Source organism: Pseudodesulfovibrio profundus (genome assembly GCF_900217235.1).
GTDB classification, from domain to species: Bacteria; Desulfobacterota; Desulfovibrionia; order Desulfovibrionales; family Desulfovibrionaceae; genus Pseudodesulfovibrio; species Pseudodesulfovibrio profundus.
Genome location: NZ_LT907975.1, coordinates 692,619 through 717,480, shown reverse-complemented (window position 1 = coordinate 717,480; position 24,862 = coordinate 692,619). Strand labels below are relative to the sequence as shown.

Below are 24,862 nucleotides of genomic sequence, written 5' to 3'. Positions count from 1 at the left end.
GGCCTATCTGGCAGGGAACTGGTCGTTGATGGTCGGGAGCCATTCGTGCATCCGCAGGTCCTTGTTTTCAATCCACCACCGAGCCTGGGTCGGGCGGCTCATGGCCTCGAGGATCTCTTCCATCGGAGTCCGCTTCATCCTGGAGAACATCACCGCTTCCTTGCGGCACTTTTCCGCATACGACACTTGGGATGCCGTGCCGGTCAACTCCGGAAGCCCCATCTCGGCATTCGCCAGTGCGGCGGCTTCGCATTCCGCAACGAACCTGGCTTCTTCCTGCGCCTTTTTGCACTTCGGGCAGGGCATCGCTTCCCGGTGTTCGATCTGCCGCTGGACGCTGTGCGCGGGGCCGTTCAACCTGTACTTCCGTTCGTGTCCGCAGCTGTGTCTGACCGTTTCCATCTTCATTCTCGCTTTCGTTATCGTTTCCGTTCCGCCCTTAACGTGAATATTTCACGCCAAGCCCCCTGAAGTCAAGTTTTTGGGCCGAGAAATCCGAACTTCCAAGCATCTCCAGGGTCGCCGAAAAAGCCCTTGGCATCAGGCGTTTTTCGCCCTGAACCGAAGTCTTCGGGGCGGGAATGGATTGAAAAAGAGAAAAAAGATGGCCCCGCCGAAGCGTGGCGGTTCGTGGTTACTTCCAGCCGCTGGTCTTGACGACGGGGTAGCTGGCGCAGACCAGGGACATGGCCATGGCGGCCAGGGCGATGCCGAGGTTGCCGACGACTGCGTTGATGCCGGCGACGACCGCCGAGCCGAAGGCGGCGGACATGAATGCGATCTTGACGAACTTGCTAATCTTCCCTTCTGGGGGATGTTTTCAACGGCCGCACCATGCGGCCATTCACAAGCTTATTCACCGCCGCAGAGGCAACTTGGCCGAAAGATGGGATTGAAATGATGAAAAAGTTGGAAAAAGCATTGGAAAGGTGGTGGGCGGGTGCGGTCCGGATGATGCGGAATGAGGAGCAAGAGCCCCGGTGTGGCGACTTGCTGTTGGCGTTGGCGGTGGGGTTGTGGCAGCTACTCGAGGCGGTCCGGACGATCGGTGGCGGAGTCAAGGAACATTGCCCCATCGCGGGGCAGAACGACCGAGGCGACCACGGCCGCGAATGCGATCAGCATACGCCAGGGGAGACCGGTCTCGACTGCCTTCAGGCCTGTCATGACAAACAGGAACGCGGAGCATGTGGAGGTGGTGGCGATCAGCGCCGGCACCCGACGGGATACCGACCAGTGTCCGGCGATGGCCTAGGCGTTCAGGGTTGCCGAAACGAGGGTCACGGCGAGGGCCAGGTTGACTCCGGTGGAGTCGCACTGGGTCGATGACAGGCGGCAATAGACGGCGGCGACTAGGGCAAGGATTGCCGGCAAGACGGTCGTGAGTTGCAATCTAGCGAGTCCCATTGTTGTCTCCATATTTTTGCGGGAGCCTGACAGTCGGCAGGAATACAGTCAACGGTGCGCTGACACCGTGGATACTGTCCGAGATCGTGTTTTGGACCATGATATCAACAGCCTCGGACCTGGACACCGACCACTGCTCTGCCAGTTCGTCGACCGCCTCGAGAAGGTCGACCGGGATCCGGAGGCCGATCTGGACGAGTTTCCACCGCTTCACTTTTATCCGGAGCGGCTCCCCGACCGACAATCCGTACCGAACGCACGCGATCACCGATGTGGTTGTGTTGATCCCCTGGTTACTCCACCGCTTGATTTGGGCGGCGGTGGAGTGGGCGATCTTGATCGAGATCAGCTTGGTTTTCATATCCATCTTACTCGTCCTCCCCCTGGATCGCCTTCCTGGTGTCGCTGATGATCGCACGGTCAGCTCCGGCCTTTTCGACCTCTCCCAGGACACAACGTGCGATGATTTTCGCGTTCATCAGCAAGTCGACCGACTTGGTCAAAATGTCGTACAGAGGCTCGTGGCCGCCGCCTACGAGGAGGTGACTGGAACCGAAGGCGGCCATGAAAACCGCGTTAAGTGTTCCGAGGCTGACAACACCGCTGGTGTCGCCGTCGACGACAACAACTTTGGTGTTTCCGATGTCGTGTGCGTCCATCAGCCTGAGCAAATCACTCGTCGCCTCGTGCACTTGCGAGCGTAGTCTTCCTGCACAACGTACCGCCCCTCGCTATCCTGTTCAAGCGTGTCCAGCCACTTCCGGCCCCTGTCAGTGATTTCGTTCGTATTCTTTCCCATTGTCTTTCTCTCCCTTCGGTCTTTATTTCGTCTTCGTTTTTTGGTTTCCGGCCCCCGTCCTCCTGCCCGGTTCGTCCGGGCCGGGGGCTTTGCGATTGTAGGTCTTACAGTTCCCGCTCAACGATCTCGGCAGGGACGTAGCTGTCGACTCTGTACTCGAGCCAGTCCTCGTATTGCTCGGTGTCGTCGTCGTACCTGCTGACCAAAAGCCAAGCGTCGTATTCGCGGGTCTCGATGTTCGCGAGTCGCGTCTTCAGGTTGACCGCGTATTCGCCGTCGCTCATGTCCTCTCCGCCGACCAGCCGCTCGACGATCTTGATCTGTGTCCGATTCCCGAAGTCGTCAACTTCGGCAACCCGCATCACGATACCACCAGCCGTATCCTCGCGGGGTTCGATCTCCCACTTTCCGCAGTCACCATTTGCCATCAACTGCCTGTCGTCATCCCAGGACCAGACCTCGCCGTCCGGTCGGCCAAGTTCGCCGAAGTGGGGCAGGTCGAACGTCCGGACAACCTCGTCCAACCTCGGGATTTCGGGGTCGCAGCTGTCACGCTCGTCGGCCGACTGCATTTCGTCGTAAGCGTTCAGGGCGTTGCACAGATCGTCAAGGTCCGTTGCTCCGTTGATTTCCGCGATCATCCGTTCGACCATCTTCTTTCCGTTTTCCTTCGTCATCTTGATTTCTCCGTTTTTTGTTGTTTCTTCGCACCGTCCTGGGACCATTTCCCCATCCGGCATAACATTATTATACTACCACCAAGCCACAGAGTCAAGTCGAGATCGGAAAAAAGTGGAGACAAATCTCGTACTTGAGACGAAAAAGCCTGAGGCTCATGGGTTTTTGGAAAGGATGGAAGGGGATGGAAGAGGGGGAAATCGAGGGATCAGGGAAGGATCGGGAGAAAGAAGGTCCCCGTAAGGGGGGCCAAGGAAATCAAGGACATGTGCCCCCTTCACTCAGCTTCGTGTTCCCATGTCCATGGGGAAGCGTGGGGGAAACGGCCAGACAGAGCCGTCTCAGTACGGGCGACAGGTGATGCTGAAACGGCACGGACGGCCGAGGACATCAGCGGAGCCGCCCACGGTGTTCGGTGATCGAAAACACTGGCGGATTCTTGCGGTTGGATGTCGCCTTGGAACGCTCGAACGCTGTCAGGACCCGGAGCATCATCCTGTCTTCCCGGAGGGGTGGTAGGTCGGACAGGGGTGCCTTGGTGTCGGGGATGGCCGAAAGAAGGTGAGGAGGCGGTCAATCATCCGCATGAAACCTCCGGACGGCGGCTTTGACCACCTTCTCGTCGACGACGTAGCCGAGCGGATTGGTGTCCATCCTGGGCTTCCTGCGTTCGCCAAAGACGTAGATGTTGCCAGCTACATTAAGACGAAAGTCACCATCAAAAGAGTGGTCGACACCACGCTGTTCCAGGACTCCGAGGTGTTTATCGAGAACGCCGCTTTCACGGAACCAGACAAGATCATGGACAAGCATCCTGTACGTCTTGCCGCTTTCGACTCGGCCCCAAGTTTCCCGTTGCGCTTGGTGTCGAGCTGGCTCAGTTCAAGGTATGGCTGTTCGCACACGTAGCACCGAGTCAGCGTTTCGCCATCTTTCCCGGCAATCGTTCCGCCGTTGAAAAACTTGATCCTGGCCATGGTTTTTCTCCTTGTTTCCTGGCCGCCTCATTGCGACCTACAAGCTTATTCGCCGCCACAGAGACAAGTTGGCCGAAAAAGGACCTTGATTGCCGAAAAAAAGGAAAAAATTTCCGCCCCCCTTCACTCTGATGCGGTTCCGGGCGGGGGAAATGGTGTTTTTTGATCAAAAACGATCGAAAAACGGAAAACGGCCGCCTTCTTGAAAAAGCGACCGCAAACATTTTGGAGTCCATAAGGATACAAAGTAAAGTCCACAGGAACCGTACTTAAGAAGGAAAGAAAAAAGTTGGCATCAACTGTCTCGCTCTCCACCGGAAAAACCGGAGCCGACAAACCAAAAAACATGGGCGGTCATTGTTCCAAACAACTTTTTCCTACCAAGACGACCTCGATATCATCTCCGTCACCGAAATCCGGGTAGTATTCCTTGATACGGACTAGGTCCAACTCGGTCATAACCATCCTTCTCGCACGGATCCCGTCGCCGTCATCGGTCTCCGGCAACCCGGCATACCCGGCGACATCAGGACCGCCACGGAGCATATCGTACCGTTCAAGGTTCTCCTCGACGATATCGAGCATCCTGGAGATCAGCTTGTTCGCCCACTGCCGACTCCACCGCCGCCAGTAGACAACGTAATCAACGGCGCCCGGTTCCCATTAGCCGTTCTCGTCGACCGGGAACTTCTGGACACAACCACATTCAAGATACAAGTCCAGGATCTTCCTGGTCATCCTGTCCATCCTGTCCCCGATGACCATTTCGAGATCCCGGCGCATGTGGATGCGGTCGTCTATGCCGACCCGAACACGTTACCGCCCGGAGCCTTCCCAAGTTCGCCGTTCTGTACACATTTGCCCGTGATAGTCCCTGCGTTCCCGGCCTTGTCCCTCTCGTCCACTAGCCAGCGCAGGGCTTCCTCTGCCGATCGGAATTCCTTTTCGTAAGTCATGCCAGCTTATTCGCCTCCGCACAGCAACTTGCTGGCAATGCCCCAGTAAAAGACAAAAAAGATGAAAAAGGGCTTCTTCTACAAGAAAACTGAAGAAAAAGCTGGGCTCCAAGACGAAAAAGAGCGAAGGGTGGAGCGGAAACAGGAAAAAACTGGAGGAAAAAGGATGACTTGGCTTATCTTGATCGGCATTCTGGTGTTTGTCGGCTTTGTCGGCTTTGTCGGCCGGGCAACCCTCGGAGTCATCAGCGGAAGCGGAGGCATGGACTGGGCGGCTCAGGACGATGATGATTACGTGTCGGTGTGGGATGACGACTGGATGGGCAACGACGACATATACACCTTGCCTATCTACTCGTGGATGACATGCAACATTTGGCATGACCCGTTTGCCGACGATTTTTCGTGGTCATCGAGCAGTGACGACGACTGGATGTGGGACAACAGTGATGACTGATTTTCAGGCTGGTTTCTTAGTGGTTTTGGTGCTGGCGATCTGGTTCGGGATCGCCTTGCTTGGGGCGCTTCATGGATCTTGTGGCGATGCTGATGCCGTGGCCTCCGACGACGAGGACGATTTCACGATTTTTTCGGACATCACCGATCCGGCGAAGTCTTACCTGATCGGAAATATTTACTATGATGACGGAGGCGATTGATGGACTTTGCGGCAACCGTTTACAAGGAAGGCCCCCTTGCGGGGGCCTCTTTTGCGTTGAACGGTTTGGTGGTGGCTATTTTCCCTGGGCCTTCCAGGTGCTGAACCAGCGTAACATGTCATCAGCGTCGTGGCCTTTTTCGTCAGCGTATTCCCTGATCTCGTGCTCGGGACGGTCCTTTAAATATTTGTACGCGATGCGGTATTTTCTAGCCCCATCAGGGACCACTTCTGCCTTCTTTTCCTTGATCTCGGCAACTAGGCTCTTGAGTCCCTTGTTGTGTATCAAGTGGTTGAGGAGTGAGCCGAAACTCTTTTTCGCATTTGACTTCACGTATTCGATCACGTCTATGGCGTCAGCCTCCGGCAGGGCGGCCAGGGCGGTGATGAAAGCCTTGTCAGACCTGGAAGCAGGGGGAAGGGCGGACAACACCGTGGGGGATACGGTGGAGGCAGGGATGGGCTCTGGTGTGTCGGATGCCGATTCCTTGGCGACGGGCTGTGCGGCCTGTCTTTTATTCGTCTCGTCGACCAGCTTGTCGAGTGCTGATGCCGTGTCAGCTTCGATCCCGTTTTTGACTACTGCAAATGCCTGGGGGATGCTTTTGGTAGAAAACACGTACCGAGCGTCGTCTGCACGGCCGATCTTCTTGGCGGCGATCAGCCATCCGGTTTTGTCAGCTATCTCCTGCAGACGGGGGCGGACGTATGCCGAGAATGCTCGGCTGACGGGGATGTCGCCACCACGCTCTTCCCCAAGCCACGTTCTGCAAAAGCGCCGTGCGCCAACGTCCAACTTGTTGCCGTGGAAGAGGTGCGTCTGCATCAGTGCGTACAGTGACATGGCAAGTCCGCCCAGCGGGAGAATGTGGCGGAGGGCGAGATAGTGGACCTGGTTCTCGCCGCTTTCAAGTGCGTCGAGGTAATCCTGTGAAAAATCAAGACGCATGGCGGCAGCCCCAACTGGTGACACACCGAAAAGGCGGAATTCCGTCGTCCCGTTCGCGGCCGGAGACTTGATCTCTACGTTCAATCGGCTGTACCTGCGCAGTGCGTTTCTGACCGAGTCGTAGGACGACTTGGCCCTGGTCAGCCCGATTCCATCAACAACGTCTCTGACGTTGACAATGATCGTTCGAACGCTTTCGTCTTTTGCCCTTGCACGGCCGAGAACGCCAAGCACGTAATAGTATGCCGGGGCATCTGTCGGGAGCGGAAGCGTGTCGCCGACTGTCCTGTGCGTCAGCGTGATTTTGCCACGGAGAAAAGTCTGAATTTCGATATCCCTGGCCGTCATCCCGTTGTTCCTGTTTGGATGCGACTCAGCCAACATGCGAAGCTCCTTGACCACTGTCTTGGCCGGGTCGAGCGGGAGGCTGGGCGAATGCGCTTCATTCTTCATTTCTTCTGCCATTTTGAAATACCTTGAGGTTAATACTTGTGCCTGTTGCTTCACTTCTATTTTGATTGAAACAGTAAAGTCAATTGACATAGTGAAATTTAAATCACATTTTTTGAAATACTCATGTGGTTCAGTGCAAAAAGCCATGTGGTTTGATGAAGTATAGCTGGCTTATCATGTGGTTCAATGTAAAAGCCATGTGGTTCAATGCAAAAAGTCGGTGGCAAACCCTTGTCCTGCGCGGGTTTTACAACCTCCTCAAATAGAGAACATATCAAATACAAACTCTACGACGACGAGAGGCATGTCGTCGTTTTTTGTTTTTGATTTTTCAAAGGGTCTGAAATCAAAGCCATCTCGACCGGAGAAGAGTGAAGAATGGCCTATAAGGAGGAAGGTTAGGCGGTCACCGTCGAACTCGTCGCCGATCACGTCCAATACGATGTGCCAGACAGACCCGTAGAAGCGTTCCGTATTCAAAGTGGACTGTCCATCCGTCTTTTGAAGTCAATGCCACCAGAACGGCTGTTTGACCCTTTCCTGACCGCATCGCATCAGCTTCCACGTCTTGCAGAACCGGAGCGGCTTCCGAAACCCATAGAAAAAAACGGCGACCGTCTCGAGTAGGTCCTCCAGCTTCCCCTTAGGGGAAGCCACACTGGTTCCGCCGCCGCCGGAGTTGAGATCCACCTGTGTGGAGACGTATATTACGGGAATGACCGTCCGGCTACCGTCCAGGCTTCCTTCCTTCCGCACCTGTCGCAACCCGCCGCTTCCTCCCTGTCTTTTTTCCGGCCGAAACAACAGACTGAAAGGACTGAAAACCACGCCGCCCAGGCGGGAGGCGAAGGAAATGGAAGGAAATTGAAGTAAAAAAGTAAAGGAAATCAAAGTGAAAATAGCTTGCAGACGCAGGAAATGGCGGCGGCTGTAGCCGCCGGGAAGGCAGAGGGAAACTATAGCGGATGGACTCCTGGTGGCACTGGGTGATTAACCGGATTGAACAAGAAAAAAAAGGAAGCCGTGATGACAAGTCCAGGAAGCGAGTCTTCGGCTACGAGATGGCTGGCAAGAATAAGGTAAAGCGGCCCGAGCTGGTCGACTGCTTTCTCGGCCCGGGCGACGTCATTGCCAGCTCGTACAGTCATCGGTACGTAGTGACCAATGACAGGAGCCTGAGAAGGGCGGTGATCTATTTGTTTCCCCCTGTTCCCCGCTGACCAAGGGCGGCAAGATGCCAGAGTGAAGGGGGCGAGGATCCTTTGGCCCTTTGCGCTTTCCCCCGAAATTCGGACCACCGGTTAAGGTGGAGTCAGCGTCCTTAAACCGATAAGGAAGGACGCATGACAAAGAGCAGCAAAAGACGGAAACATTCGGACAAGTTTAAGGCCAAGGTCGCACTTGAGGCGATTCGTGGCGTGAAGACGCTTGCGCAACTGGCTGCGGAGTACAAAGTGCACCCCAATCAGATTTCCACGTGGAAGCGGCAGCTCCTTGAGAATGTCGATGACATCTTTTCCAGTGGCAAGAAAGCCAAAAGCCAGGAGGAGATAACCGCACCGTTATTTGAGGAGATCGGTCGGCTCAAGATGGACATCAAGTGGCTTGAAAAAAAGTTGTAAGCCTGCCGCTTGAGGTGCGCCGCCAGTGGATCAAACCAGATCGGGAGTATTCCATCCGGCGGCAATGCAAGTTGGCAGGCATTTCCCGTTCGGGATTTTACTACAAGCCTGTAGCCGAATCCGATGAAAATTTGGCCCTGATGCGTCTGATCGACGAGCAGTACCTGCGTCAGCCTGATTACGGCTCGCCGCGCATGACAGATTGGCTGAGGACACAAGGGCATCAGGTCAACCACAAGCGGGTTGAGCGACTGATGCAGATGATGGGCTTGCAGGCCATTACTCCAGGGCCGCATACGAGTGTCCCCAACCCGGAGCATCCCGTGTTTCCTTATCTGCTGAAAGGAGTTGCCATTGAACGAAAAAATCAAGTCTGGAGCGCTGATATCACCTACATCCCCATGCAGCGCGGCTTTCTGTACCTGGTGGCAGTGATAGACTGGTGGAGCCGCTTCGTGCTGGCTTGGGAGCTATCGAACTCGATGGATAGTTCTTTCTGCGTGGATGCGCTCAACAAGGCTTTGCGCATCTCTACGCCGGAGGTGTTCAACACGGACCAGGGAGCGCAGTTCACGAGTCGTGAATTTACCGGAGTTCTGCAGAGCAAGGGAATTGCAATCAGCATGGACGGCAAAGGTCGCGCAATCGACAACGTCTTCATTGAGCGGCTGTGGTGGACGGTGAAATATGAGGATATTTACCCCAGGGCGTACTGTGATGGGATCGAGCTATACCATGGGCTTACGCGCTATTTTCGGTACTACAACGAGGAGCGCGGTCATTCGTCGTTGGACAAAAGAACTCCCGCTGACGTATACAGGGGCAACTTGAATGTTCATTGACTTGGCTCGTAGCCGTTGCTCCGCTCCGCCCTCGGCCCTTCGGGCCGCCCCTACGGGGACGGGCTACGCTCCACAACGGCTATGGCGACCCGCCTCCTCGGAGGCACAAACTCGGACGCCGGGCTCCACCTTAAAAAGACCGATCAGTGGTCCAAAGGATGGGGGGAGGCGCACATGGCTTCGGGCGTGGCCATCTCATGCACAAAGTAGAGAGCGTCGAGCAGGCCCTTCGGCGTGTCCGTATCCGGGTTCATGAGCACATTGACGAGTTGGTCGTAATCGATGCCGTCGGAGGCGGACGGCGGTGGCAACGTCAATCCTCGGCCGTCGAAGTAGGGCTTGTGAGGTTTCAGCAGAGCCAATAGGTGCTCACGCGCGATGGCCTTGAGGCCGTCGGCATGGGCAAAACGCCTGAGATTGTACGTCGCCATTCGTTCTTTCCTCCTTGTTCTTTATAGCCAGGCCGTTCCCGGCGTTTGCGTTTCCGAGCCGGGCCGCCTGACGGCGACGACCTTGCCGATGATGCGCAGCCCATCGTCGGGCCCCACGGGGATCGGTCGATGCTTCCGGTTTTCCGGTCTCAATTCAATTCTCTCACCGCGGATATAAAGCCGCTTCACCGTGGCTTCGTCTTCCAACAACGCGACCACGATGTCGCCGTTTTCAGCCACGGGCTGTTGGCGCACCACCACCAGGTCGCGCTCCCGGATTCCGGCGTCCACCATGCTGTCCCCGGTCACTTCCAGAGCGAAGCACCGGCCTGCCCGAGCGATCCCGCCTTCGACCAGCACCTCTCCGACGATGTTTTCCTCGGCCAGGATCGGTTGGCCGGCCGCCACTCGGCCGATGATGGGGACGGCCACAAGATCGGGGATGTCGTCCACGGGTTCACGGACAACCGCAATGCCACGAGCCTTCCGGGGTTCGCGCTTCAGATAGCCTTTGCGGACAAGTTGGTTCACCTGACCGTGGACGCTGGCATGCGATATTCCGAGGATGTCCGCGAGTTCCTTCATGGTCGGGGGGAACCCCCGCCGGTTCGTGAAGAGGCGGATCTCCTTCAATGTACGGCGTTGCGGCTCTGTTATTTCCTGAACTGGGCGTCTGCCTCGCGGTCTTTGACTCATGTGTATCCTCAACCATCCAAATGGCTTATTTGTGAACGCCAATGGCCGCAGGGCCCAGTCAGGGCAAACTACGGCCACATTACAGGCTGATATTATACGACCTGATAGGCATCAGGTCAATATAAAAAATGTACATGAATCAGGAGGTTTGGGGAATTGCCGGCGGGGATGAGAAGAAGGACCGGTGGTCGGACGCGGGCATAATGAAGCTGCCGGTTGCCCTGAGCGGATCGTCAGTTCATCCGCTCGGCGGTCAGCCTATCCCATATCTTTCGTTGACGTGACCAGTGAGCAACGGCGGCAATGGGACGGACCTCTTTCTCCCGAATCTGGTCACGCCCCTTGACCGTCCGGGGCAGGAAAAGAATCGCTTCTTGGATGTCCGGGGCCAGATTGAGCAGGTTCATGATCTGGGTGATACGTGCGCGCGTCACATAGCCGAGCCTGGCCAGATCAGCGTAGTCCCGCACCTCACCACGCTGGACCAGACCGTCGAAGCGGATTGCCAGGGCCATCAGCTTTGAGACGCGGGGCAGATTCCCCGGCTCGATGCTTCGGTCTTCCTCGCGGAGATGGTTGTCGCTCTTTCTCCTGTTCTTGGGTTTGAAACTGAAGGAGCTCTCCAATCGGCTCAGTCCGGTTCCGTCGGATGCGGTATTTTTCATGCGGACACCTCCCGATTGCGGATGTCGGCCTCGCTGCACAGCGCCTTGACTCCCGGTGAGCGGAAGGTCACGGTCACTCTGCCATCCCGCCCGTCATACCCGACGCGTTCGACGAGGAGTCGGACGATCCGCGTTTGTTCTCGGGGAGACAGCGACTCCCAGACCGGGTCGAAGACCGCCAGCGCTCGGGCCATGTCCCCTTCGTCAACGGTTTCTCTCTGGATGGCGATGACCTCTTCGCGTATGGCGGTCATCCGCTGTTCTATGGTTCGAATCCGATCCTGAAGGTCGGCGAGCTGGTCCATAGCCGCCCCTCCGTTCGAGACGGCGGTGAAGGACTCGCCCACCAGCTTCTGGACTCCGGTGTGCAGCCGTTTGAGTTCACGCTCATGGCCGCGTTGTTCGGTTTCCAGTTCCGCCATGCGCTTGCCGCTCTCTTCTCGAACCTTCGCAGCCGTCGCTGAGATGATTTCCTCATTTCTGCCTATGCTTCGGATGTGTCCGACCACAGCGGTCTCGATCTCGTGCGCGTTGAGCGACTTGGTCGGACAGGATGCCCAGCCTCGTTGCTGGGCGTTCAGGCAGACGTAGTAGCGATACCGTTTGCCGTTGTCCTTGGCCGTGTAGGTATGCACCATCCCGGTGCCGCAGGGGGCGCAGTAGAGAAGCCCCTTCAAGAGGGCTCCGTACTTGTTGCGCACCTCCTTGCCGCCGGTGCTGCCGTTCCGCCGTAGCGCATCCTGCACCCGCTGCCAAAGATCGATGTCAACGATCTCACTGTGTTCGCCGTTGTAGATGGTTCCTTTGTAGTCGACCTTGCCGGTGTAAATCACGTTGGTCAGAAGCCGGAAGAGGCTGCTTTTGCTAAAGGGTTTTCCACCGCGATCCTGGCCCTTCTTGGTGGTCCACCGCTTGGTCTGCCAACCGCGGCGGTCGATCTCCTGGACGACAGGGATCATGGCTCTGTGCTCCAGGTAAAGCTGGTACATTCCCCGGACCTGTGCAGCTTCGTCTTCGTTGACGATCAGCTTTCCGCCCTTCGGGTCCACGTCATACCCGAGAACCGGCATCCCGCCGACCCACTTGCCCTTGCGCCGCGCGGCGGACATCTTGTCGCGGGTGCGCTCCGAGATAATCTCCCGCTCGAACTGGGCAAAGGATAAAAGGATGTTCAAGGTGAGCCGCCCCATGGAGCTGGTCGTATTGAACTGCTGGGTGACCGAGACGAAGCTCACGGCGTGCTTGTCGAAAAGCTCCATCATGCGGGCGAAGTCCAGGAGGGACCGGCTCAGCCGGTCGACCTTGTAAACCACCACGCAGTCGATGTCGCCCGACTCGATGCCAGCGAAGAGCCGCTTGAGGGCGGGCCGCTCCATGTTGCCACCGGTGAAACCGCCGTCGTCGAAACGATCCGGGATGCACACCCACCCCTCGTGTCGTTGGCTCGCGATATAGGCTTCCGCGGATTCCCGCTGTGCGTCGAGGCTGTTGAACTCCTGTTCCAGCCCCTCGTCTGTGGACTTGCGTGTGTAGATGGCGCAGCGGATGGTCCCGTTGGTTCTTGATGCCGACTCCCGGGCTTCTCCCCGGCCACGGTTATTGTTTTTGCTCATTCGTTCCTCCGTTCCTCCTCTCGGGTTTGAGGCTCTTGCCCTTGGCCGCGGCATCGGCGATACCGAAGAAGAGGAACCCGTTCCACTTGCTCCCGGTGACCTCCTGGGCGATGGCTGAGAGGGACTTGTACCGTCGGCCGTCGAACTCGAAGCCGTTGTCGAGTACCTTGACCACAATGTCGCGGCCTTGGAACTCGCGGGCGAGCAGAGTTCCGGGCAGCGGCAGCCTCGGGTCGTGCGACGGGGATATGCGGCTGGTCACCGTTCTCGCTTTGACCTCGGCGGAACCCGAGGCGACCGGATCACGCGGAGACCGCGTTCTCAGGTCAGCGTCATTGGCCAGTTCCTCAGCCCTGCGCCGGGCCCGCTCCGAAAGGTCACCCTCCGCCAGGGCCTGGATTCGCCAGGCGATTCGCTTGCGAAGAAACTCCTTGTGGTAGGAGCGGGTCTCTTCCCCAAAGACCTCGAGGTATTTGTCCCGGAGTTCTCCGACGGTCATCCGGGAGAGCCCCTGGACCTCTTGATACGTTGTTGCTTCCATCCGAAACCTCCTTGGTTCATGGGCTTCGCCCCGCGGGCGGCCCGTCCGCACCGCAATCTCAGGGCGTTAACTCGTGAATGAATGAAGGCTTCGGTGGCCCGGAATATCAAGGCGTTTCTCCGTAAACGCCTAAGATTCTTCAACTTGCGCCACATGCTCTGCCCCACTGCCGGAATCTGGGGCGATTCGGCGTCCGTTTCGGTGGCGCATGTAACCCCGGGCAAGGATCGTAGCGATCTCCGATATCACCTCGTCGAGAGAGATTGGGACGTGTTCGTTGGCCGGCATCCGGTCCTCCTTTTGCGGGAGGCCGCGGAAGGTTTCCGTCATGGATGCCGCGGGACTGGATAGGCCGGTCATCGAGAAGGCCGTTGGAGCCCGTTCGACACCGCCTGAAGGCGATGTCGTCGGCACCCACAACGGTCTCCGATCTCACGGCTGTTTCCGCTGTCTGGTAATCCGCTTGCGCCGGACCCACTGGTCCGGCTTTCGGCAGATACCTACCGGAGGGGAGTTCGAAATGTCGAAGAGGGTGCAAGAATGCAACGGGGCTGTTAAACAAGGCGGGTCGAAAAACGGAGAACGGGAGAATTCGGAAAGGACATTTTCGGTGAGCGCCTGTAACCCACAGGGTTGTGCACGGACCCCAATTATTTCATGTCTTCAAGCGTGGCTCACAAGTCAAGTATGCCATCAGCATAATAACCATTTCATCCACGAATGTATCCCGAGGAATGAATTGATCATCGGGATGGGCCGCAAAACGATGGGTTAGACTCTCGACACATTGTACAACAACAAAGCAAGTATGCTCCAAGCCGCTTTGCCGAACGTCGGGATATAAGCGAAAAAGACCTGCCACCGTTTTGGCGGCTTGTCGTTCAGCTTCGAGCAATGCCTGGTGGACTCGTTCGGGTAGTGGAGTCTCCTCGAGTAAGATATGCTGCAAGCGTGGCTGCCGGGAGTGCATCTCCAGCATCCCCGTTACATAGTCGTGAAGGGCCTCGATTAGGCTATGCTGCTCAACAACCATATGTCCGACCCATTCGTGCAGTCGATGGTTGGTATCGACAATATGCCGCTCGAACAGCGCTGCAGCGATTGCCTCCTTACTGGGAAAATACTGATACAACGTTCCAATGGACACTCCTGCTCGTTCAGCGATACGATTGGTTGTGCCGGCCGCATAGCCGTGAGCCTCGAAAACCTGAGCAGCTGCTACGAGAATAGCATCCACCGTAGCCTTGGAACGACGCTGAACCGGCTGTTTTCGGGGATTTAAACGTTGCTTTTGAGCTGCCACATTCCACACCCTAAATGCGAGTTGACATAATCTGAATTATTATTCATATTTGAAGCAAATGTCAATATCAAAAAAAATTGTTTGAGGACATTAAGATATGACATTCAATTAACGCGATGCAAGGAATTGTTATGACTATTTCATTTAATAATATGAATAATTACTCACTTCAAAGGCCACGCGTCTCAACGACTGTTCTTTCTTTAGGGGGGCTATCCGGACTCAGTGAGGAAGAAGCCCGAGGTCGATTTGAGAAGGAGGGGCCGAACGAACTCCCGTCGAAGAAGAAACGCAGTATGTTGACCATTGGCCTTGAGGTTGCTAGGGAGCCAATGTTCCTTATGCTCGTTGCCGCGGGAAGCTTATATCTTTTCATGGGTGAGCCTGCTGATGCGCTGATGCTGCTAAGTTTCGTATTCGTGGTTATGTCTATCACCGTTATTCAGGAAAGACGTACTGAACATGCCCTTGAAGCATTGCGTGATTTGTCAAGCCCCCGCGCTTTGGTCATACGCGATGGTGTGCACCGGCGGATCGCCGGACGGGAAGTGGTCAGAGGTGACTTGATCGTCCTAAGTGAAGGTGATCGTGTGCCTGCGGATGGCCTATTGCGGCGAAGCATCAATCTTTCGACGGATGAATCGCTGTTGACTGGTGAATCCATTCCAGTACGAAAAACTGCCTCGGAATTAGCCCAACATTTAGACAGGCCGGGAGGCGATGACCTACCATCTGTATTCTCCGGAACTCTGGTTACCGCCGGCCAGGGGGTTGCTGAAATCATTGCCACCGGAGCTGGCTCAGAACTTGGAAAAATCGGCAAGGCACTGGAACGCGTCGATCCGGAGCCAACACTTTTGCAGAAAGAGACCAGAAGGCTGGTTCGTACTTTCGCCATCGTGGGGCTCATGGCCTGTGCACTGGTGGTTGTCGTCTTTGCGATCACCCGTGGTGGTGGCGCCGATGTCTGGAAACAAGGCTTGCTCGCCGGCATTGCCATGGCCATGGCCACCCTGCCCGAAGAGTTTCCTGTTGTCCTGACCGTGTTCTTAGCCTTGGGTGCCTGGCGGATCTCGCGCAGCCAGGTACTGACCCGGCGAATGCCCGCAGTAGAGACGCTGGGGGCGGCTACCGTTTTATGCGTCGACAAGACCGGAACGCTGACCCAAAACCGGATGACCTTGCGCAATCTTGCTGTCTCCGGAAACCTTGTCGATTTGACGGCCCATCGCGATGGCCTGCCCGAGGAATTTCACGGCCTGCTGGAAAACGCTATCCTGGCCAGCAAACGCGATCCCTTCGATCCCATGGAGCGTGCGCTGCACGAGGCTGGCGATCGTTTGATCAAAGACACGGAGCACCTGCATCCGGGCTGGTCGCTGGCTCGCGAATACCCGTTGACCCCTGGCCTGCTGGCTGTAAGCCATGCCTGGTGCACTGGAGACGGCGACGAAGTGGTGGTGGCGGCCAAGGGTGCTCCCGAAGCTATTGCGGATCTCTGTCATCTGAGCCCGGAGCATCAGCAAGCGCTCTCTCGATGGGTGGACACCCTTTCTTCTCAGGGACTTCGCGTTCTGGGTGTTGCACGAGGTGTCACCAGCCAGGAAATTCTGCCTGAGGCGCATCACGACCTTTCGCTGGAGTTGATCGGCCTGCTTGCCTTCGAGGACCCGCTGCGAACGACTGTGCCAGCCGCTGTCGCTGAATGCCGGGCCGCCGGTGTTCGGGTGGTAATGATCACCGGTGACTATCCCGCCACCGCCCAAAGTATCGCCCGCCAAGCAGGACTTTCGAATTGCGATACGGTGATCTCCGGAGCAGAACTCGACCGGATGTCTGACGAGGATTTAGTTGGGCAAATAGATCAAGTGCAGATTTTCGCCCGTGTCGTTCCAGAACAGAAGCTGCGTATCGTTAACGCGCTGAAAGCAAACCGGGAGGTCGTCGCCATGACCGGCGACGGGGTCAATGATGCCCCTGCGCTGAAAGCAGCCCATATCGGCATTGCCATGGGCGGTCGCGGAACGGACGTGGCCCGTGAGTCCTCATCGATAGTGCTCTTGGATGATGATTTTTCGTCCATAGTTGCCGCTGTGCGTCTCGGGCGGCGCATTTTCGACAACATTAAGAAGGCCATCGCCTTTATTCTGGCAGTACACGTACCAATCGCGGGGTTGTCGATGATCCCGGTTTTTTTTGCTGACTGGCCGCTGCTCCTGCTGCCAGTGCACATCGTATTCCTGGAGTTGATAATAGACCCGGCCTGTTCCCTGATCTTCGAGGCAGAGCATGCCGAGGCCAATGTGATGCAGCGCCCCCCCAGGAGTCCGGATGAACGGCTTTTTTCAATGCGGACCATCGGTGTTGCCGTGTTGCAAGGACTAAGTGTTCTTGCAGCCTGCCTGGGTGTGTTCCTGCTATCTCGATCCGGCCATTCGTCAGAAGCCGCACGGGCGCTGACTTTTGCAACCCTGGTTGTGGCTTTCATTGTCATCATTCTCGTCAACCGCTCGTGGACCAAGTCCGCATTTGCGATGCTCTGTGTTCCCAATACTGCCTTAAAATGGGTAGTAACAGGTGCCTGCGCCTTCCTGGCGATTATTCTTTCCGTACCTTTTGTACAACGACTTTTTGACTTTGCACCGCTTCACCCAATGGATGTTGTCTTCAGCTTGGGGGCCGGATTGGTCTGCGTTCTTTGGTTCGAATTACTGAAACTCGGAATACGACGCCAGGAGGCGCGAAATTGACCTTGATGAACATGATATCAAACTGCATATCTCCCCGATGGGGAAAATAAAGGAGTCGATAATGGACTTAGAGGACCTTTTCAACCGTAACCACCGCAGACGCGAACACGGATCTCACGATGATAAAAATAATCACGGGCACTATGGGCATGGAGAAAACCGGCATGCTCCCTTCTACCATGACCATCACAATGATAGTGACCAATGGCGCAAGCACGGTGATCACCAATACAACCATCACAACGATGATTTGCTTAATCTTTCGCATCTTGTGCCCCGTCTGCTTGCCAACAAGAAGATTCTGATCACGGCTGGCATAGTGATTTTAGCAATCATCGTGCTTGCCCTCATCATCATAGTGCCGCTGATAGGTCATGCCATCGATTTTATTAGCAAAAGCGGGCTTCAGGGAGTGATCGACCGACTGCTGCAATTAACGGGTGGAGCGAAGTAGGCGTCTCCATGTGGATTCTGATTTGTTTAGCCACTCGATTGATTAAAGTTAGTCATAATCCATGGTGTTGTGTCCAAAATGGCTTAGATAGAAGGGCTGGAGCGAAATTTTGCCAAACATCCAAATCCGCGCCCGACTATTTATTTGAATAGGGGAAAGAATGCACAAACATAAAACTATAATGGTATCATTGATAGTCATCTGCATCGCAGGATTCGGTGCCTTGTTTTCGGACGTCGTCATGGCCGATAATGAACACGGTTTTGAAAGGCATTTCGAGAGGGAGGACCAGCATAGTATCCCATTCTTGGAAACCGACAATGAGGGCAATGAAACCGCCGGCCAGATGGCTGCATGGCTTCTGCTTGTGGCGAACCTGCCCGTAGCTTTGAGCCTTCTGATAAAGGGGATGAATCGATTTGCGCCTATAGGTGCCGAATTAAAGAAGACACTGGCGAATATTAACCGGATGCAGAAAAAGGCCCTCATGTGGCTGCATTATTATCTCAATCTTTCAATTCTTGGCATTGTCCTATGGCACTGGCTTTCTTCGCGATGCAAGTCGTCAGCCCTGCCTGAACTTGGATTGATTGTTATGGTAACCGTTATCGCTTTGGGTTTTTTCATAAAATTCAAGTTGTGTCCCAAATCCTTTCGCAAGCTTGCTTATCAGATACATACGCAACCTGTTGTTTTTATTGTTATGATTCTGGTTTTGACGATCGGACATCTGATTGTCGATTAACCTTGATTTACAAAGGTGGATGGAAGGCATCTCTTTCAATAACCGGTTGGCCGGAAAGGAGAAGATCATGAATATTTTACGCAACAGAATCATGTGGTGGGTATCGCTGTTATTGCTTTTGGTTGTCTTTGCACCGGAAATTAGTGCAGATGATGACAATAAAGGACATCAACGGCGCGAACGCAAACGCGGTGAAAACAATCATAGTATAGACAGCCACTTGAAACCGGTCAGCAACGCCACTTATGCTGAGCAATGCGGTGCCTGCCATTTTGCCTATCAACCGGAATTATTGCCAGCCGGTTCGTGGAAACAAATTCTTGACGGCACCGATGATCATTTCGGAGAGGCGGTAGACCTCGATGAGGGCGCAAGGCTTGAAATTAGTGGTTATCTGGCATCAAATGCCGCAGACAAATCATCTGCCAAACTGGCCAAAAAAATAATGAGTTGCCTGGGAGGTATGACACCGCTGCGAATCACTGACATTCCTTGTATTCGCAAGGAGCATCATGAAATTACGCCGCAGACAGTCCAAAGAAAGTCTGTGGGTTCATTGTCGAATTGTATCGCCTGCCATCGAACTGGGGAAAATGGCGTTTATGATGATGAAAACGTCTCCATTCCCAAATAAGGAAAGCTGGATATCCTTCAAACTATATCATAGGAAGCAGCAACAGGATGGGGCGAAAAAGATAGTTTCAGCAGATGGTTACAACAGTGAATTCGAATGGTCGAAACGGGTGCCCGGATGCAACCGGGCTGTTAAACAAGGCGGGTCGAAAAACGGAGAACGGGAGAATTCGGAAAGGACATTTTCGGTGAGCGCCCGCAACCCCCAGGGTTGCACCCGGCCCCCGGACTTCGGGCTTCGAAACGGAGAATCAGGGTAAATGTGCGGGCGGGCGTAAGTCGGCGTGGGCACGCCAGAAACGACGAGACCCCGAGGGGATCACCCCACGGGGTCTCGTCGTTAAATAAGAACCGCCGGATTCGGCGGATTGTTTTTTGGCTCCCCGTGTGCAACCCTCTTCATAACCGTTCTCCATCCGGCCTTTGATTCGTAAGCCTTCGATATTCAACGAGTTATCAAAGAGCAGGCCGTTCCCGGCGGACCGGAAGCGGCGTTGATTATGATTTCCGCTTCTATGCCTACAAGATTCCCGATTTCCGACAGCCATCAACGAACGCGGTTTCCGGGGTGGAATTTCACATCTCCCATACGACCTCGCAAGCCAGGTATTCGCTCAGGACCATCCGCACAATAACACCCCCTGTCTCAGCCACCGCATATCGATAACGATCAGGTTGAACTACGATCCAGTCCCCGGAAAGCGGGAGTCGGTCGGGAGACTTACCGAATGCCCTAAGGAATGCACGGCTGCCGATTTCCGGCCACAAGTCGAGCTTGCCGTCGGCAAGCTGCTCGAACGCCGATATTTCCCCGTCACTCAATATCTGCATGGGCGCAAAACTGACTACGGTCGGTTCCTCCAGTTTTGGATACAGCTCATATGCGGCGTGCCCTCTCGCGAGCTTCAGGACCACGTTCCGAACCCGACCGGCCTCCGGTTCCCATATCAAGTTGCCCGCCTCATCTCTTTTCCGAGCCCCCTCTATCCTCCATTGCAGCGCCGGATTACCTTCCAGAATCCGTTTAACGTTGGGACGATGAAGATCAGAGGCCTCTGCGCCGCCGCGGATGACACAATCCAAGAAGCAAGCCAGATATTGCTCATCCAGCGAGAACGAAGCGTTGCACTTTTCGCAGGCACCGACGACCGGTAACTCCGGAGGGTAGGGTTCATCCAATAACACCTTCGACGGAACGTGATCACGCGTGTCGGGACGAGTGCCACAGTAGACGCACATTCCGGTGTGACGTTCATCGATGAATAGGTGTCTTGGGTCCATAAGTCGCCCTGATTTGCTATTTTAAAGACCCCCGGTTCATTGCCTGTCTCTTGCTGATTCGCTCGCCCTGGCTCGGACAGCCGCCTCAATGCGGTCCACACAAGCCTCAGCATTTTTCTTTACTTCATGCTCCCAAATACGGAGGACAAGCCAGCCCTCTCTTCGCAGCTTCTTGAAATTCCGCTGATCCCTGCGGCGGTTTCCTTCTATCTTCTGCCTCCAATATTTGCCGAGTTTATCCTTCCATTGGGGGAACCGCCAGCCATGCCAAAAATCGCCATCAACGAACACTGCAACTCTTGCGCTTGAAAATACCAAGTCTGGTCGTCCAGCAAGTCCATCCTTATGTTTCCGAAACCGCAGACCCCGTGCATGTGAAAGCCTGCGAATCTTCAACTCCGGAGTTGTATCTTTACTCCGGATTCGCGACATCGTGTAGCTCCGTTGCTTCGGCGTGAGGTTGTCTACCATGTTGTCACTTATTCATCACCGCGGCTGGTGTCTACACGCAGACGCCAGACAGCAGTCATTGCTTTGTCGATTCGAACCACAGCCGTGTTTCCATTCATCTCTAGTTCCCGACCGTGAACAACCCGAACGACATCCCCAGAACATGGCAGATCGTCCTCTATCTTCATCCAATCACTTGGTATCTGCTCAACAGATGCATTTTGCCCAGCTATAGTGCCAGAGCGTACCGCGAGACTTAATGTCGTGAGCGAGACGCCCTGAATCAGTCGACTCTCTGCATCTATTACATTGCCTTCAACATGTGAACCGCAGCCAGGGGACCATTCAGGCTTCACTGAAGCCCAGAACGAGGTGCAGAATGGGATGCATACGCATGACTTGCAGCTCTGGGGTGAAGGCGAAGCAAGATCGCTGAAGACGGCTCCATTATTGACCGCGGCATTAATGGTTTGAAGTTGCGTTCTGGCGCTGTTTGCTTCTGCTTCGGCTTCCGCCGGCGAGATTGGAAGTTCACAACGCTGACCGCTACCGCGAACGACAATCCCTTTGGATACATAAATGCCATTTTCACCGGCGAGATAAGCATACAGGCGAAGCTGACGAGCTTCTGAATCAGAAACGGCATCGGCATCTGCTCCAACTACATATCCTGATTTATAGTCAACGACGCTTTCCGATTTGCCGTCGATATGATCGGCGCGACCAACGATTAATCCATCCTTAGAGCACAACCGTGATTCGGTCCGCACTGGCGAGGTCGATGCCCTTAACGTTTCAACGGGTGATCCGGTTGACAACCGAGAAACGGCTATATGCGCTGCAATGATTGAAGTCCGTTCACGATGGAGATTATAATATGGCAGGCGTTCAGGTATGGGGAACTTCAGTTTAACAAGCGGATGGGCTTTTTTGTGTAATGTTCGGACTGTCTCATCAAAGAGTTGTCTTGCAGGAGTGCGGTCGGAGTGGTTTGCTGCCATCAACGTACCGCGGTGCGCTGCTGCGACAACTTCATGAAAGGATGTCCCGAGAATCGCCGCAGGATTGTCGGGAAGCACCCCGTGCCCGCCAAGAGCGTACCATGCAGCCTTGGCCAGACAAGTAAGGCCGGCTTCGTAAATGCTCGGTGTTATGCGGGCGAGTTGAACTAGGTCTGGAGGCTCTGGAGCAAACATGCCTTAATCGACTCCTTATTCATACGGGAAGCGGACGGCATGAAACACAGAGCGCAGCGTCACTCTGAACCCTTGGCCTTGTGCGTCTGCAACAGCGGCAGCCACCTCCGGGCGGAAGTTGGCCGCATCCGTGTCCCAGAGGGGATGGATCAGAATGAATGCTTCGTTGTTGAAGGCGTCGACCCCTCCTGACAGCGTGTCGAATGTCCTTGCCTGCAGGCTGAGGCCCCCGAAATAAGGTGGGGCAATGCGGGCGACCAGATCGAACCAGTAGCTCTCGGTTAGGTCGATGTGGGCGCCGGGGTCGAGAGCCAGCCGTGCCATATCAAGCCCCAGCCTCCAGTCGAGTATGGGATGGTAGGCCATATTCCCGAATTCCCGAAGGCACCGGTGGCAGGAGCTGACGCAGTCGTGGCTGTGCGGCGGCGTAACAAGCGGGCTATGGAATGAATCGGGCGGGGTGCTCCGGGTCCAGGACGGACGCGCCTGCCCCAGCACAAACCGAAGGAGTTCTTCGAAGCGGTTAGGATCTCCGAGGAACGTGCTGTATCCGGCTCCGTTCTCCAGGCTGTCGGAGATGAAAATTCTGGCGGTTGGAGGCGCGAACGGCGTAGAAAAATCGGGAATGGGTTGGATGCCGAGGTCGAGTTCCGACTCGTTTACGTCAAGACTCACTGCGGCGGCCCGCCGGACGAGGAATCCGAATGAGTACCACGCAGCTTTCGCCTCTGGCTTCGACGGATTCAGGCAGAGCCCAACCGGAACAACGTTGATCCCCGCCGCCATGACGTCCGTATTGGATATAGCGGCGAGGGCGCGCCGAACTGGGGGCGTCGCTGAATCAAACGAGGGTCGTTGAATTCGACGTTGCTCGGCGGCAGGGAGATCTCGAAGAGCGCTGTCGAACGCCTCCTCAACCATCCAGAAGTGTCGGTGATCCAGCTTTCGGAATTCAAAGTCGTTTCCATCGTTGTCGTTGATGCGGTAGATTCTGGCCGAACCTGCATCGATGCTGAAGTTCCCGTGAGGTCTGTAGTTGTTCAGTCCGGCTCCCATGCGGGCCCTCAAGGCCCTGGGCGTAAACTCAAAGCCTCCCCGGAACTCGGCTCGGTCGGAAATCCACCACCAAGTGCTGAACCCAGGAGGTTCGGTTAATTCCGCCAGTCGATAGCCGTCCGATCCCTGCGCCGCCGAGCAGAATGGACACGTTCCCATCGGCATTGGCTGCGGGACCAAAGCCTGGCATCGACGGCATACTCCAACCGTCTCCGACTCGCCAAGAGGATTTGGCCCTTCGACGGCGTTGCCCGCCTCTGGGACGAATTCAACTACTCCGACGGCTGTATGAAGCTTGTCGTCCTTGATCGACTGCGCGCCTGGAGCGAACTGACTTATGGCAATGTCGAGCTCCCGGTCGATGATCCCGTATTGAGGAGGCCAGCGAAGCGGCCGCTTATGGTATAGGAACCGCGTCCGCGTCGGGAAGCCGAACATCGGAAAGAAGTGGCCTCGGAAAACTGGACCACTCGATAAGGTGGACATAAACTGCCCGAAGGAGGCAATTCATGTCCAAGACGAGAAAACGTTTCAGCGCGGAATTCAAAGCCCGAGTCGCCCTGGATGCCCTGTCCGGGGAACACACCCTGTCGGAACTCGCCAGCAAGTACGGCGTACACCCCAATCAGGTTTCCCAGTGGAAGAAGCAGGCCAAGGAAGGGATCGTGGCGTCCTTTTCAGGCAAGGCCGTCGGCCGTCAGGATAACGGGGCCCAGATCAAGGAGCTTCACGCCAAGATTGGCCAGCTCACGGTGGAGAAGGATTTTTTGCAACAAGCCTTCGCCAAAATTTGAGCTGTGAGCGAAGGCGAGAGGTGGTCGACAAGACTCACCCCGAGCTCAGTATCCGGCGGCAATGCCGAATTCTCAAGCTGTACCGATCGACGTACTACTACGAACCGATCGGCGAATCTCCGGCCAACCTGGCCCTTATGCGCCGAATCGATGAGTTGTTTATGGAGCTGCCGTTTTTCGGTTCCAGACAGATGCGTAATACCCTACGAGACGAAGGGCAAAGGGTCGGTCGTGAACGGGTACGACGTCTGATGCGTAAAATGGGCCTGATGGCGATTTACCAAAAGCCAAAGACAAGCCATCCGCATCCGCAACATAAGACGTATCCGTATTTGCTGCGGCACAAGGCGATTACGAAGCCCAATCAGGTTTGGTGTGCCGACATCACGTATATCCCCATGACACGCGGCTTCTTATACCTTGTGGCGGTCATGGACTGGCACAGTCGGGCCGTCCTGTCGTGGAGGCTCTCAAACACGATGGATGCTGATTTCTGCGTGTCTGCCTTGGAAGAAGCCCTGAATCGTTATGGGGTGCCGGAAATCTTCAACACCGACCAGGGATCACAGTTCACCAGCTACGAGTTCACACGGACGCTCAGAGAGGCTGGAATTCGTATCTCCATGGACGGTCGAGGCCGATGGATGGATAATGTGATGATCGAGCGTCTGTGGCGTTCGTTGAAATATGAATGTGCTTACCTGCGTGAGATGGGAACCGGAAGCGAACTGCGGCAAGCCTTGGCTTGGTGGTTCGATTTCTACAACAATCGACGTCCGCATTTTGCTTTTGACGGCAAGAAGCCGATGGAGATATATCAGAACCGTTCCAGGCCAGAGGGGGTACCCCCTCTGGCCTGGAACGAAAGAGCGGCGTAGCTCGTAAACGTGTCCACCTTAAAATCGTCGCTCAG

General features: G+C 55.5%; 32 protein-coding genes. 10 read left to right on the top strand and 22 right to left on the bottom strand.

The features are described from left to right. Positions 1-3 precede the first annotated feature (3 nt). From DPRO_RS03545 to DPRO_RS03525, 7 genes are all read right to left on the bottom strand, one after another. Complete coding sequence (locus DPRO_RS03545) at positions 4-402, bottom strand: hypothetical protein (protein WP_162291141.1); 399 nt, start codon at positions 400-402, stop codon at positions 4-6. 232 nt (positions 403-634) lie between these two features. After that, positions 635-772, bottom strand: coding sequence for a hypothetical protein (locus tag DPRO_RS19930; RefSeq protein ID WP_157917363.1), 138 nt, complete (start codon positions 770-772; stop codon positions 635-637). Positions 773-1,251: 479 nt separating this feature from the next. Then, positions 1,252-1,407: a hypothetical protein gene (locus DPRO_RS19925; RefSeq protein ID WP_157917362.1), complete on the bottom strand. Its 156-nt coding sequence runs from the start codon at positions 1,405-1,407 to the stop codon at positions 1,252-1,254. Beyond that, positions 1,394-1,774, bottom strand: coding sequence for a ribbon-helix-helix domain-containing protein (locus tag DPRO_RS03535; protein WP_097010816.1), 381 nt, complete (start codon positions 1,772-1,774; stop codon positions 1,394-1,396). Before DPRO_RS03535 ends, DPRO_RS19925 begins: the two co-directional genes overlap by 14 nt. Before the next feature lies 1 nt (position 1,775). After that, positions 1,776-2,066, bottom strand: a complete 291-nt coding sequence (locus DPRO_RS03530) for a hypothetical protein (RefSeq protein WP_097010815.1) — start codon at positions 2,064-2,066, stop codon at positions 1,776-1,778. Then, positions 2,066-2,206, bottom strand: a complete 141-nt coding sequence (locus DPRO_RS19920; protein ID WP_157917361.1) for a hypothetical protein — start codon at positions 2,204-2,206, stop codon at positions 2,066-2,068. The genes DPRO_RS03530 and DPRO_RS19920 overlap by 1 nt, the downstream gene beginning before the upstream one ends. Before the next feature lie 104 nt (positions 2,207-2,310). Beyond that, positions 2,311-2,883 carry a hypothetical protein gene (locus DPRO_RS03525; RefSeq protein ID WP_157917360.1) on the bottom strand — a complete coding sequence of 191 codons (573 nt, stop codon included), beginning with the start codon at positions 2,881-2,883 and terminating at the stop codon, positions 2,311-2,313. 562 nt (positions 2,884-3,445) lie between these two features. On the opposite strand from DPRO_RS03525, the gene DPRO_RS19915 reads away from it, so the two are divergent. Continuing rightward, entirely contained in the window at positions 3,446-3,793 is a 348-nt protein-coding gene (locus DPRO_RS19915) for a hypothetical protein (protein WP_157917359.1), read from the top strand. Positions 3,794-3,984: 191 nt separating this feature from the next. Here DPRO_RS19915 and DPRO_RS03510 read toward each other — a convergent pair whose 3' ends face one another. From DPRO_RS03510 to DPRO_RS19910, 3 genes are all read right to left on the bottom strand, one after another. Then, complete coding sequence (locus tag DPRO_RS03510) at positions 3,985-4,209, bottom strand: hypothetical protein (RefSeq protein ID WP_097010811.1); 225 nt, start codon at positions 4,207-4,209, stop codon at positions 3,985-3,987. 6 nt (positions 4,210-4,215) lie between these two features. Next, positions 4,216-4,446 carry a hypothetical protein gene (locus DPRO_RS03505; protein ID WP_097010810.1) on the bottom strand — a complete coding sequence of 77 codons (231 nt, stop codon included), beginning with the start codon at positions 4,444-4,446 and terminating at the stop codon, positions 4,216-4,218. Between the two features lie 212 nt (positions 4,447-4,658). Beyond that, positions 4,659-4,817: a hypothetical protein gene (locus DPRO_RS19910; protein ID WP_157917358.1), complete on the bottom strand. Its 159-nt coding sequence runs from the start codon at positions 4,815-4,817 to the stop codon at positions 4,659-4,661. A 166-nt stretch (positions 4,818-4,983) separates the two neighbouring features. On the opposite strand from DPRO_RS19910, the gene DPRO_RS03500 reads away from it, so the two are divergent. Together DPRO_RS03500 and DPRO_RS03495 are read left to right on the top strand one after the other, a co-directional pair. Continuing rightward, positions 4,984-5,274: a hypothetical protein gene (locus tag DPRO_RS03500; RefSeq protein WP_157917357.1), complete on the top strand. Its 291-nt coding sequence runs from the start codon at positions 4,984-4,986 to the stop codon at positions 5,272-5,274. Further along, positions 5,267-5,476: a hypothetical protein gene (locus tag DPRO_RS03495; RefSeq protein ID WP_097010808.1), complete on the top strand. Its 210-nt coding sequence runs from the start codon at positions 5,267-5,269 to the stop codon at positions 5,474-5,476. The genes DPRO_RS03500 and DPRO_RS03495 overlap by 8 nt, the downstream gene beginning before the upstream one ends. A gap of 75 nt (positions 5,477-5,551) precedes the next feature. Here the strand turns inward: DPRO_RS03495 and DPRO_RS03490 are convergent, their stop codons facing one another. Further along, positions 5,552-6,889 (bottom strand): hypothetical protein, encoded by a 1,338-nt coding sequence (locus DPRO_RS03490; RefSeq protein WP_097010807.1) that lies wholly within the window; start codon positions 6,887-6,889, stop codon positions 5,552-5,554. A gap of 495 nt (positions 6,890-7,384) precedes the next feature. Then, positions 7,385-7,768, bottom strand: coding sequence for a hypothetical protein (locus DPRO_RS03480; RefSeq protein ID WP_097010805.1), 384 nt, complete (start codon positions 7,766-7,768; stop codon positions 7,385-7,387). A 74-nt stretch (positions 7,769-7,842) separates the two neighbouring features. Here DPRO_RS03480 and DPRO_RS03475 point away from each other — a divergent pair, with 74 nt between their 5' ends. Together DPRO_RS03475 and DPRO_RS03470 are read left to right on the top strand one after the other, a co-directional pair. Then, positions 7,843-8,097: a PIN domain-containing protein gene (locus tag DPRO_RS03475; RefSeq protein ID WP_097010804.1), complete on the top strand. Its 255-nt coding sequence runs from the start codon at positions 7,843-7,845 to the stop codon at positions 8,095-8,097. A gap of 123 nt (positions 8,098-8,220) precedes the next feature. After that, positions 8,221-9,341 (top strand): IS3 family transposase gene (locus DPRO_RS03470; protein ID WP_407681385.1). Its coding sequence is split into 2 segments (ribosomal slippage): positions 8,221-8,496 and positions 8,499-9,341, totalling 1,119 coding nucleotides; the frame shifts between segments, so codons are not numbered across the junction. A gap of 143 nt (positions 9,342-9,484) precedes the next feature. Here the strand turns inward: DPRO_RS03470 and DPRO_RS03465 are convergent. The 6 genes from DPRO_RS03465 to DPRO_RS03440 all read right to left on the bottom strand — a co-directional run bounded on the left by DPRO_RS03465 (position 9,485) and on the right by DPRO_RS03440 (position 14,590). After that, positions 9,485-9,772 carry a hypothetical protein gene (locus DPRO_RS03465; protein WP_097010803.1) on the bottom strand — a complete coding sequence of 96 codons (288 nt, stop codon included), beginning with the start codon at positions 9,770-9,772 and terminating at the stop codon, positions 9,485-9,487. A gap of 21 nt (positions 9,773-9,793) precedes the next feature. Next, the gene (lexA, locus tag DPRO_RS03460) at positions 9,794-10,468 is read right to left on the bottom strand and encodes a transcriptional repressor LexA (protein WP_097010802.1); all 675 of its coding nucleotides are present in this window, start codon (positions 10,466-10,468) and stop codon (positions 9,794-9,796) included. A gap of 233 nt (positions 10,469-10,701) precedes the next feature. Further along, entirely contained in the window at positions 10,702-11,133 is a 432-nt protein-coding gene (locus tag DPRO_RS03455; RefSeq protein WP_097010801.1) for a hypothetical protein, read from the bottom strand. Further along, complete coding sequence (locus DPRO_RS03450) at positions 11,130-12,746, bottom strand: recombinase family protein (protein WP_097010800.1); 1,617 nt, start codon at positions 12,744-12,746, stop codon at positions 11,130-11,132. Before DPRO_RS03450 ends, DPRO_RS03455 begins: the two co-directional genes overlap by 4 nt. Then, positions 12,730-13,287, bottom strand: coding sequence for a DUF2924 domain-containing protein (locus DPRO_RS03445; RefSeq protein ID WP_097010799.1), 558 nt, complete (start codon positions 13,285-13,287; stop codon positions 12,730-12,732). Before DPRO_RS03445 ends, DPRO_RS03450 begins: the two co-directional genes overlap by 17 nt. Before the next feature lie 655 nt (positions 13,288-13,942). After that, positions 13,943-14,590 (bottom strand): TetR/AcrR family transcriptional regulator, encoded by a 648-nt coding sequence (locus DPRO_RS03440; protein WP_162291140.1) that lies wholly within the window; start codon positions 14,588-14,590, stop codon positions 13,943-13,945. Between the two features lie 131 nt (positions 14,591-14,721). On the opposite strand from DPRO_RS03440, the gene DPRO_RS03435 reads away from it, so the two are divergent. The 4 genes from DPRO_RS03435 (at position 14,722) to DPRO_RS03420 (ending at position 19,173) form a co-directional block, all read left to right on the top strand. After that, the gene (locus tag DPRO_RS03435) at positions 14,722-17,340 is read left to right on the top strand and encodes a cation-translocating P-type ATPase (RefSeq protein ID WP_232005694.1); all 2,619 of its coding nucleotides are present in this window, start codon (positions 14,722-14,724) and stop codon (positions 17,338-17,340) included. Between the two features lie 61 nt (positions 17,341-17,401). Further along, positions 17,402-17,794, top strand: a complete 393-nt coding sequence (locus DPRO_RS03430) for a hypothetical protein (protein ID WP_097010796.1) — start codon at positions 17,402-17,404, stop codon at positions 17,792-17,794. Between the two features lie 241 nt (positions 17,795-18,035). Then, positions 18,036-18,539 carry a hypothetical protein gene (locus DPRO_RS03425; RefSeq protein WP_232005693.1) on the top strand — a complete coding sequence of 168 codons (504 nt, stop codon included), beginning with the start codon at positions 18,036-18,038 and terminating at the stop codon, positions 18,537-18,539. A 67-nt stretch (positions 18,540-18,606) separates the two neighbouring features. Further along, positions 18,607-19,173, top strand: coding sequence for a diheme cytochrome c (locus tag DPRO_RS03420; protein WP_097013629.1), 567 nt, complete (start codon positions 18,607-18,609; stop codon positions 19,171-19,173). 575 nt (positions 19,174-19,748) lie between these two features. Here DPRO_RS03420 and DPRO_RS03415 read toward each other — a convergent pair. The 4 genes from DPRO_RS03415 to DPRO_RS19905 are packed head-to-tail and all read right to left on the bottom strand — an operon-like array spanning position 19,749 to position 22,774. Beyond that, positions 19,749-20,453, bottom strand: coding sequence for a hypothetical protein (locus DPRO_RS03415; RefSeq protein ID WP_097010794.1), 705 nt, complete (start codon positions 20,451-20,453; stop codon positions 19,749-19,751). A 36-nt stretch (positions 20,454-20,489) separates the two neighbouring features. Continuing rightward, on the bottom strand, positions 20,490-20,924 hold the full coding sequence (locus tag DPRO_RS20705; protein WP_097010793.1) for a very short patch repair endonuclease: 435 nt from the start codon (positions 20,922-20,924) through the stop codon (positions 20,490-20,492). A gap of 8 nt (positions 20,925-20,932) precedes the next feature. After that, the gene (locus tag DPRO_RS03405) at positions 20,933-22,099 is read right to left on the bottom strand and encodes a PD-(D/E)XK nuclease family protein (RefSeq protein WP_097010792.1); all 1,167 of its coding nucleotides are present in this window, start codon (positions 22,097-22,099) and stop codon (positions 20,933-20,935) included. Between the two features lie 15 nt (positions 22,100-22,114). Further along, complete coding sequence (locus DPRO_RS19905) at positions 22,115-22,774, bottom strand: DUF1998 domain-containing protein (RefSeq protein ID WP_157917355.1); 660 nt, start codon at positions 22,772-22,774, stop codon at positions 22,115-22,117. A gap of 890 nt (positions 22,775-23,664) precedes the next feature. Here DPRO_RS19905 and DPRO_RS03395 point away from each other — a divergent pair. After that, a protein-coding gene (locus DPRO_RS03395) for an IS3 family transposase (protein ID WP_097010279.1) occupies positions 23,665-24,827 on the top strand; the annotation gives its coding sequence in 2 pieces (ribosomal slippage) (positions 23,665-23,937 and positions 23,940-24,827; 1,161 coding nt in all). Positions 24,828-24,862: the final 35 nt, after the last annotated feature.

Excerpts from the sequence above, each read along its gene's own strand:
- DPRO_RS03445 (WP_097010799.1), bottom strand. The coding sequence starts at position 13,287 with ATGGAAGCAACAACGTATCAAGAGGTCCAGGGGCTCTCCCGGATGACC.
- DPRO_RS19910 (WP_157917358.1), bottom strand. The coding sequence starts at position 4,817 with ATGACTTACGAAAAGGAATTCCGATCGGCAGAGGAAGCCCTGCGCTGG.
- DPRO_RS03455 (WP_097010801.1), bottom strand. The coding sequence starts at position 11,133 with ATGAAAAATACCGCATCCGACGGAACCGGACTGAGCCGATTGGAGAGC.
- DPRO_RS03505 (WP_097010810.1), bottom strand. The coding sequence starts at position 4,446 with ATGCTCGATATCGTCGAGGAGAACCTTGAACGGTACGATATGCTCCGT.
- lexA (WP_097010802.1), bottom strand. The coding sequence starts at position 10,468 with ATGAGTCAAAGACCGCGAGGCAGACGCCCAGTTCAGGAAATAACAGAG.
- DPRO_RS03545 (WP_162291141.1), bottom strand. The coding sequence starts at position 402 with ATGGAAACGGTCAGACACAGCTGCGGACACGAACGGAAGTACAGGTTG.
- DPRO_RS03510 (WP_097010811.1), bottom strand. The coding sequence starts at position 4,209 with ATGTTTTTTGGTTTGTCGGCTCCGGTTTTTCCGGTGGAGAGCGAGACA.
- DPRO_RS03525 (WP_157917360.1), bottom strand. The coding sequence starts at position 2,883 with ATGACGAAGGAAAACGGAAAGAAGATGGTCGAACGGATGATCGCGGAA.
- DPRO_RS03420 (WP_097013629.1), top strand. The coding sequence starts at position 18,607 with ATGAATATTTTACGCAACAGAATCATGTGGTGGGTATCGCTGTTATTG.
- DPRO_RS03415 (WP_097010794.1), bottom strand. The coding sequence starts at position 20,453 with ATGGACCCAAGACACCTATTCATCGATGAACGTCACACCGGAATGTGC.
- DPRO_RS19920 (WP_157917361.1), bottom strand. The coding sequence starts at position 2,206 with ATGGGAAAGAATACGAACGAAATCACTGACAGGGGCCGGAAGTGGCTG.
- DPRO_RS03425 (WP_232005693.1), top strand. The coding sequence starts at position 18,036 with ATGGCCGATAATGAACACGGTTTTGAAAGGCATTTCGAGAGGGAGGAC.
- DPRO_RS03435 (WP_232005694.1), top strand. The coding sequence starts at position 14,722 with ATGACTATTTCATTTAATAATATGAATAATTACTCACTTCAAAGGCCA.
- DPRO_RS03430 (WP_097010796.1), top strand. The coding sequence starts at position 17,402 with ATGGACTTAGAGGACCTTTTCAACCGTAACCACCGCAGACGCGAACAC.
- DPRO_RS03405 (WP_097010792.1), bottom strand. The coding sequence starts at position 22,099 with ATGTTTGCTCCAGAGCCTCCAGACCTAGTTCAACTCGCCCGCATAACA.
- DPRO_RS03475 (WP_097010804.1), top strand. The coding sequence starts at position 7,843 with ATGGACTCCTGGTGGCACTGGGTGATTAACCGGATTGAACAAGAAAAA.
- DPRO_RS03530 (WP_097010815.1), bottom strand. The coding sequence starts at position 2,066 with ATGGACGCACACGACATCGGAAACACCAAAGTTGTTGTCGTCGACGGC.
- DPRO_RS03450 (WP_097010800.1), bottom strand. The coding sequence starts at position 12,746 with ATGAGCAAAAACAATAACCGTGGCCGGGGAGAAGCCCGGGAGTCGGCA.
- DPRO_RS19930 (WP_157917363.1), bottom strand. The coding sequence starts at position 772 with ATGTCCGCCGCCTTCGGCTCGGCGGTCGTCGCCGGCATCAACGCAGTC.
- DPRO_RS03490 (WP_097010807.1), bottom strand. The coding sequence starts at position 6,889 with ATGGCAGAAGAAATGAAGAATGAAGCGCATTCGCCCAGCCTCCCGCTC.
- DPRO_RS19925 (WP_157917362.1), bottom strand. The coding sequence starts at position 1,407 with ATGGGACTCGCTAGATTGCAACTCACGACCGTCTTGCCGGCAATCCTT.
- DPRO_RS03465 (WP_097010803.1), bottom strand. The coding sequence starts at position 9,772 with ATGGCGACGTACAATCTCAGGCGTTTTGCCCATGCCGACGGCCTCAAG.
- DPRO_RS03500 (WP_157917357.1), top strand. The coding sequence starts at position 4,984 with ATGACTTGGCTTATCTTGATCGGCATTCTGGTGTTTGTCGGCTTTGTC.
- DPRO_RS03495 (WP_097010808.1), top strand. The coding sequence starts at position 5,267 with ATGACTGATTTTCAGGCTGGTTTCTTAGTGGTTTTGGTGCTGGCGATC.
- DPRO_RS03535 (WP_097010816.1), bottom strand. The coding sequence starts at position 1,774 with ATGGATATGAAAACCAAGCTGATCTCGATCAAGATCGCCCACTCCACC.
- DPRO_RS20705 (WP_097010793.1), bottom strand. The coding sequence starts at position 20,924 with ATGGTAGACAACCTCACGCCGAAGCAACGGAGCTACACGATGTCGCGA.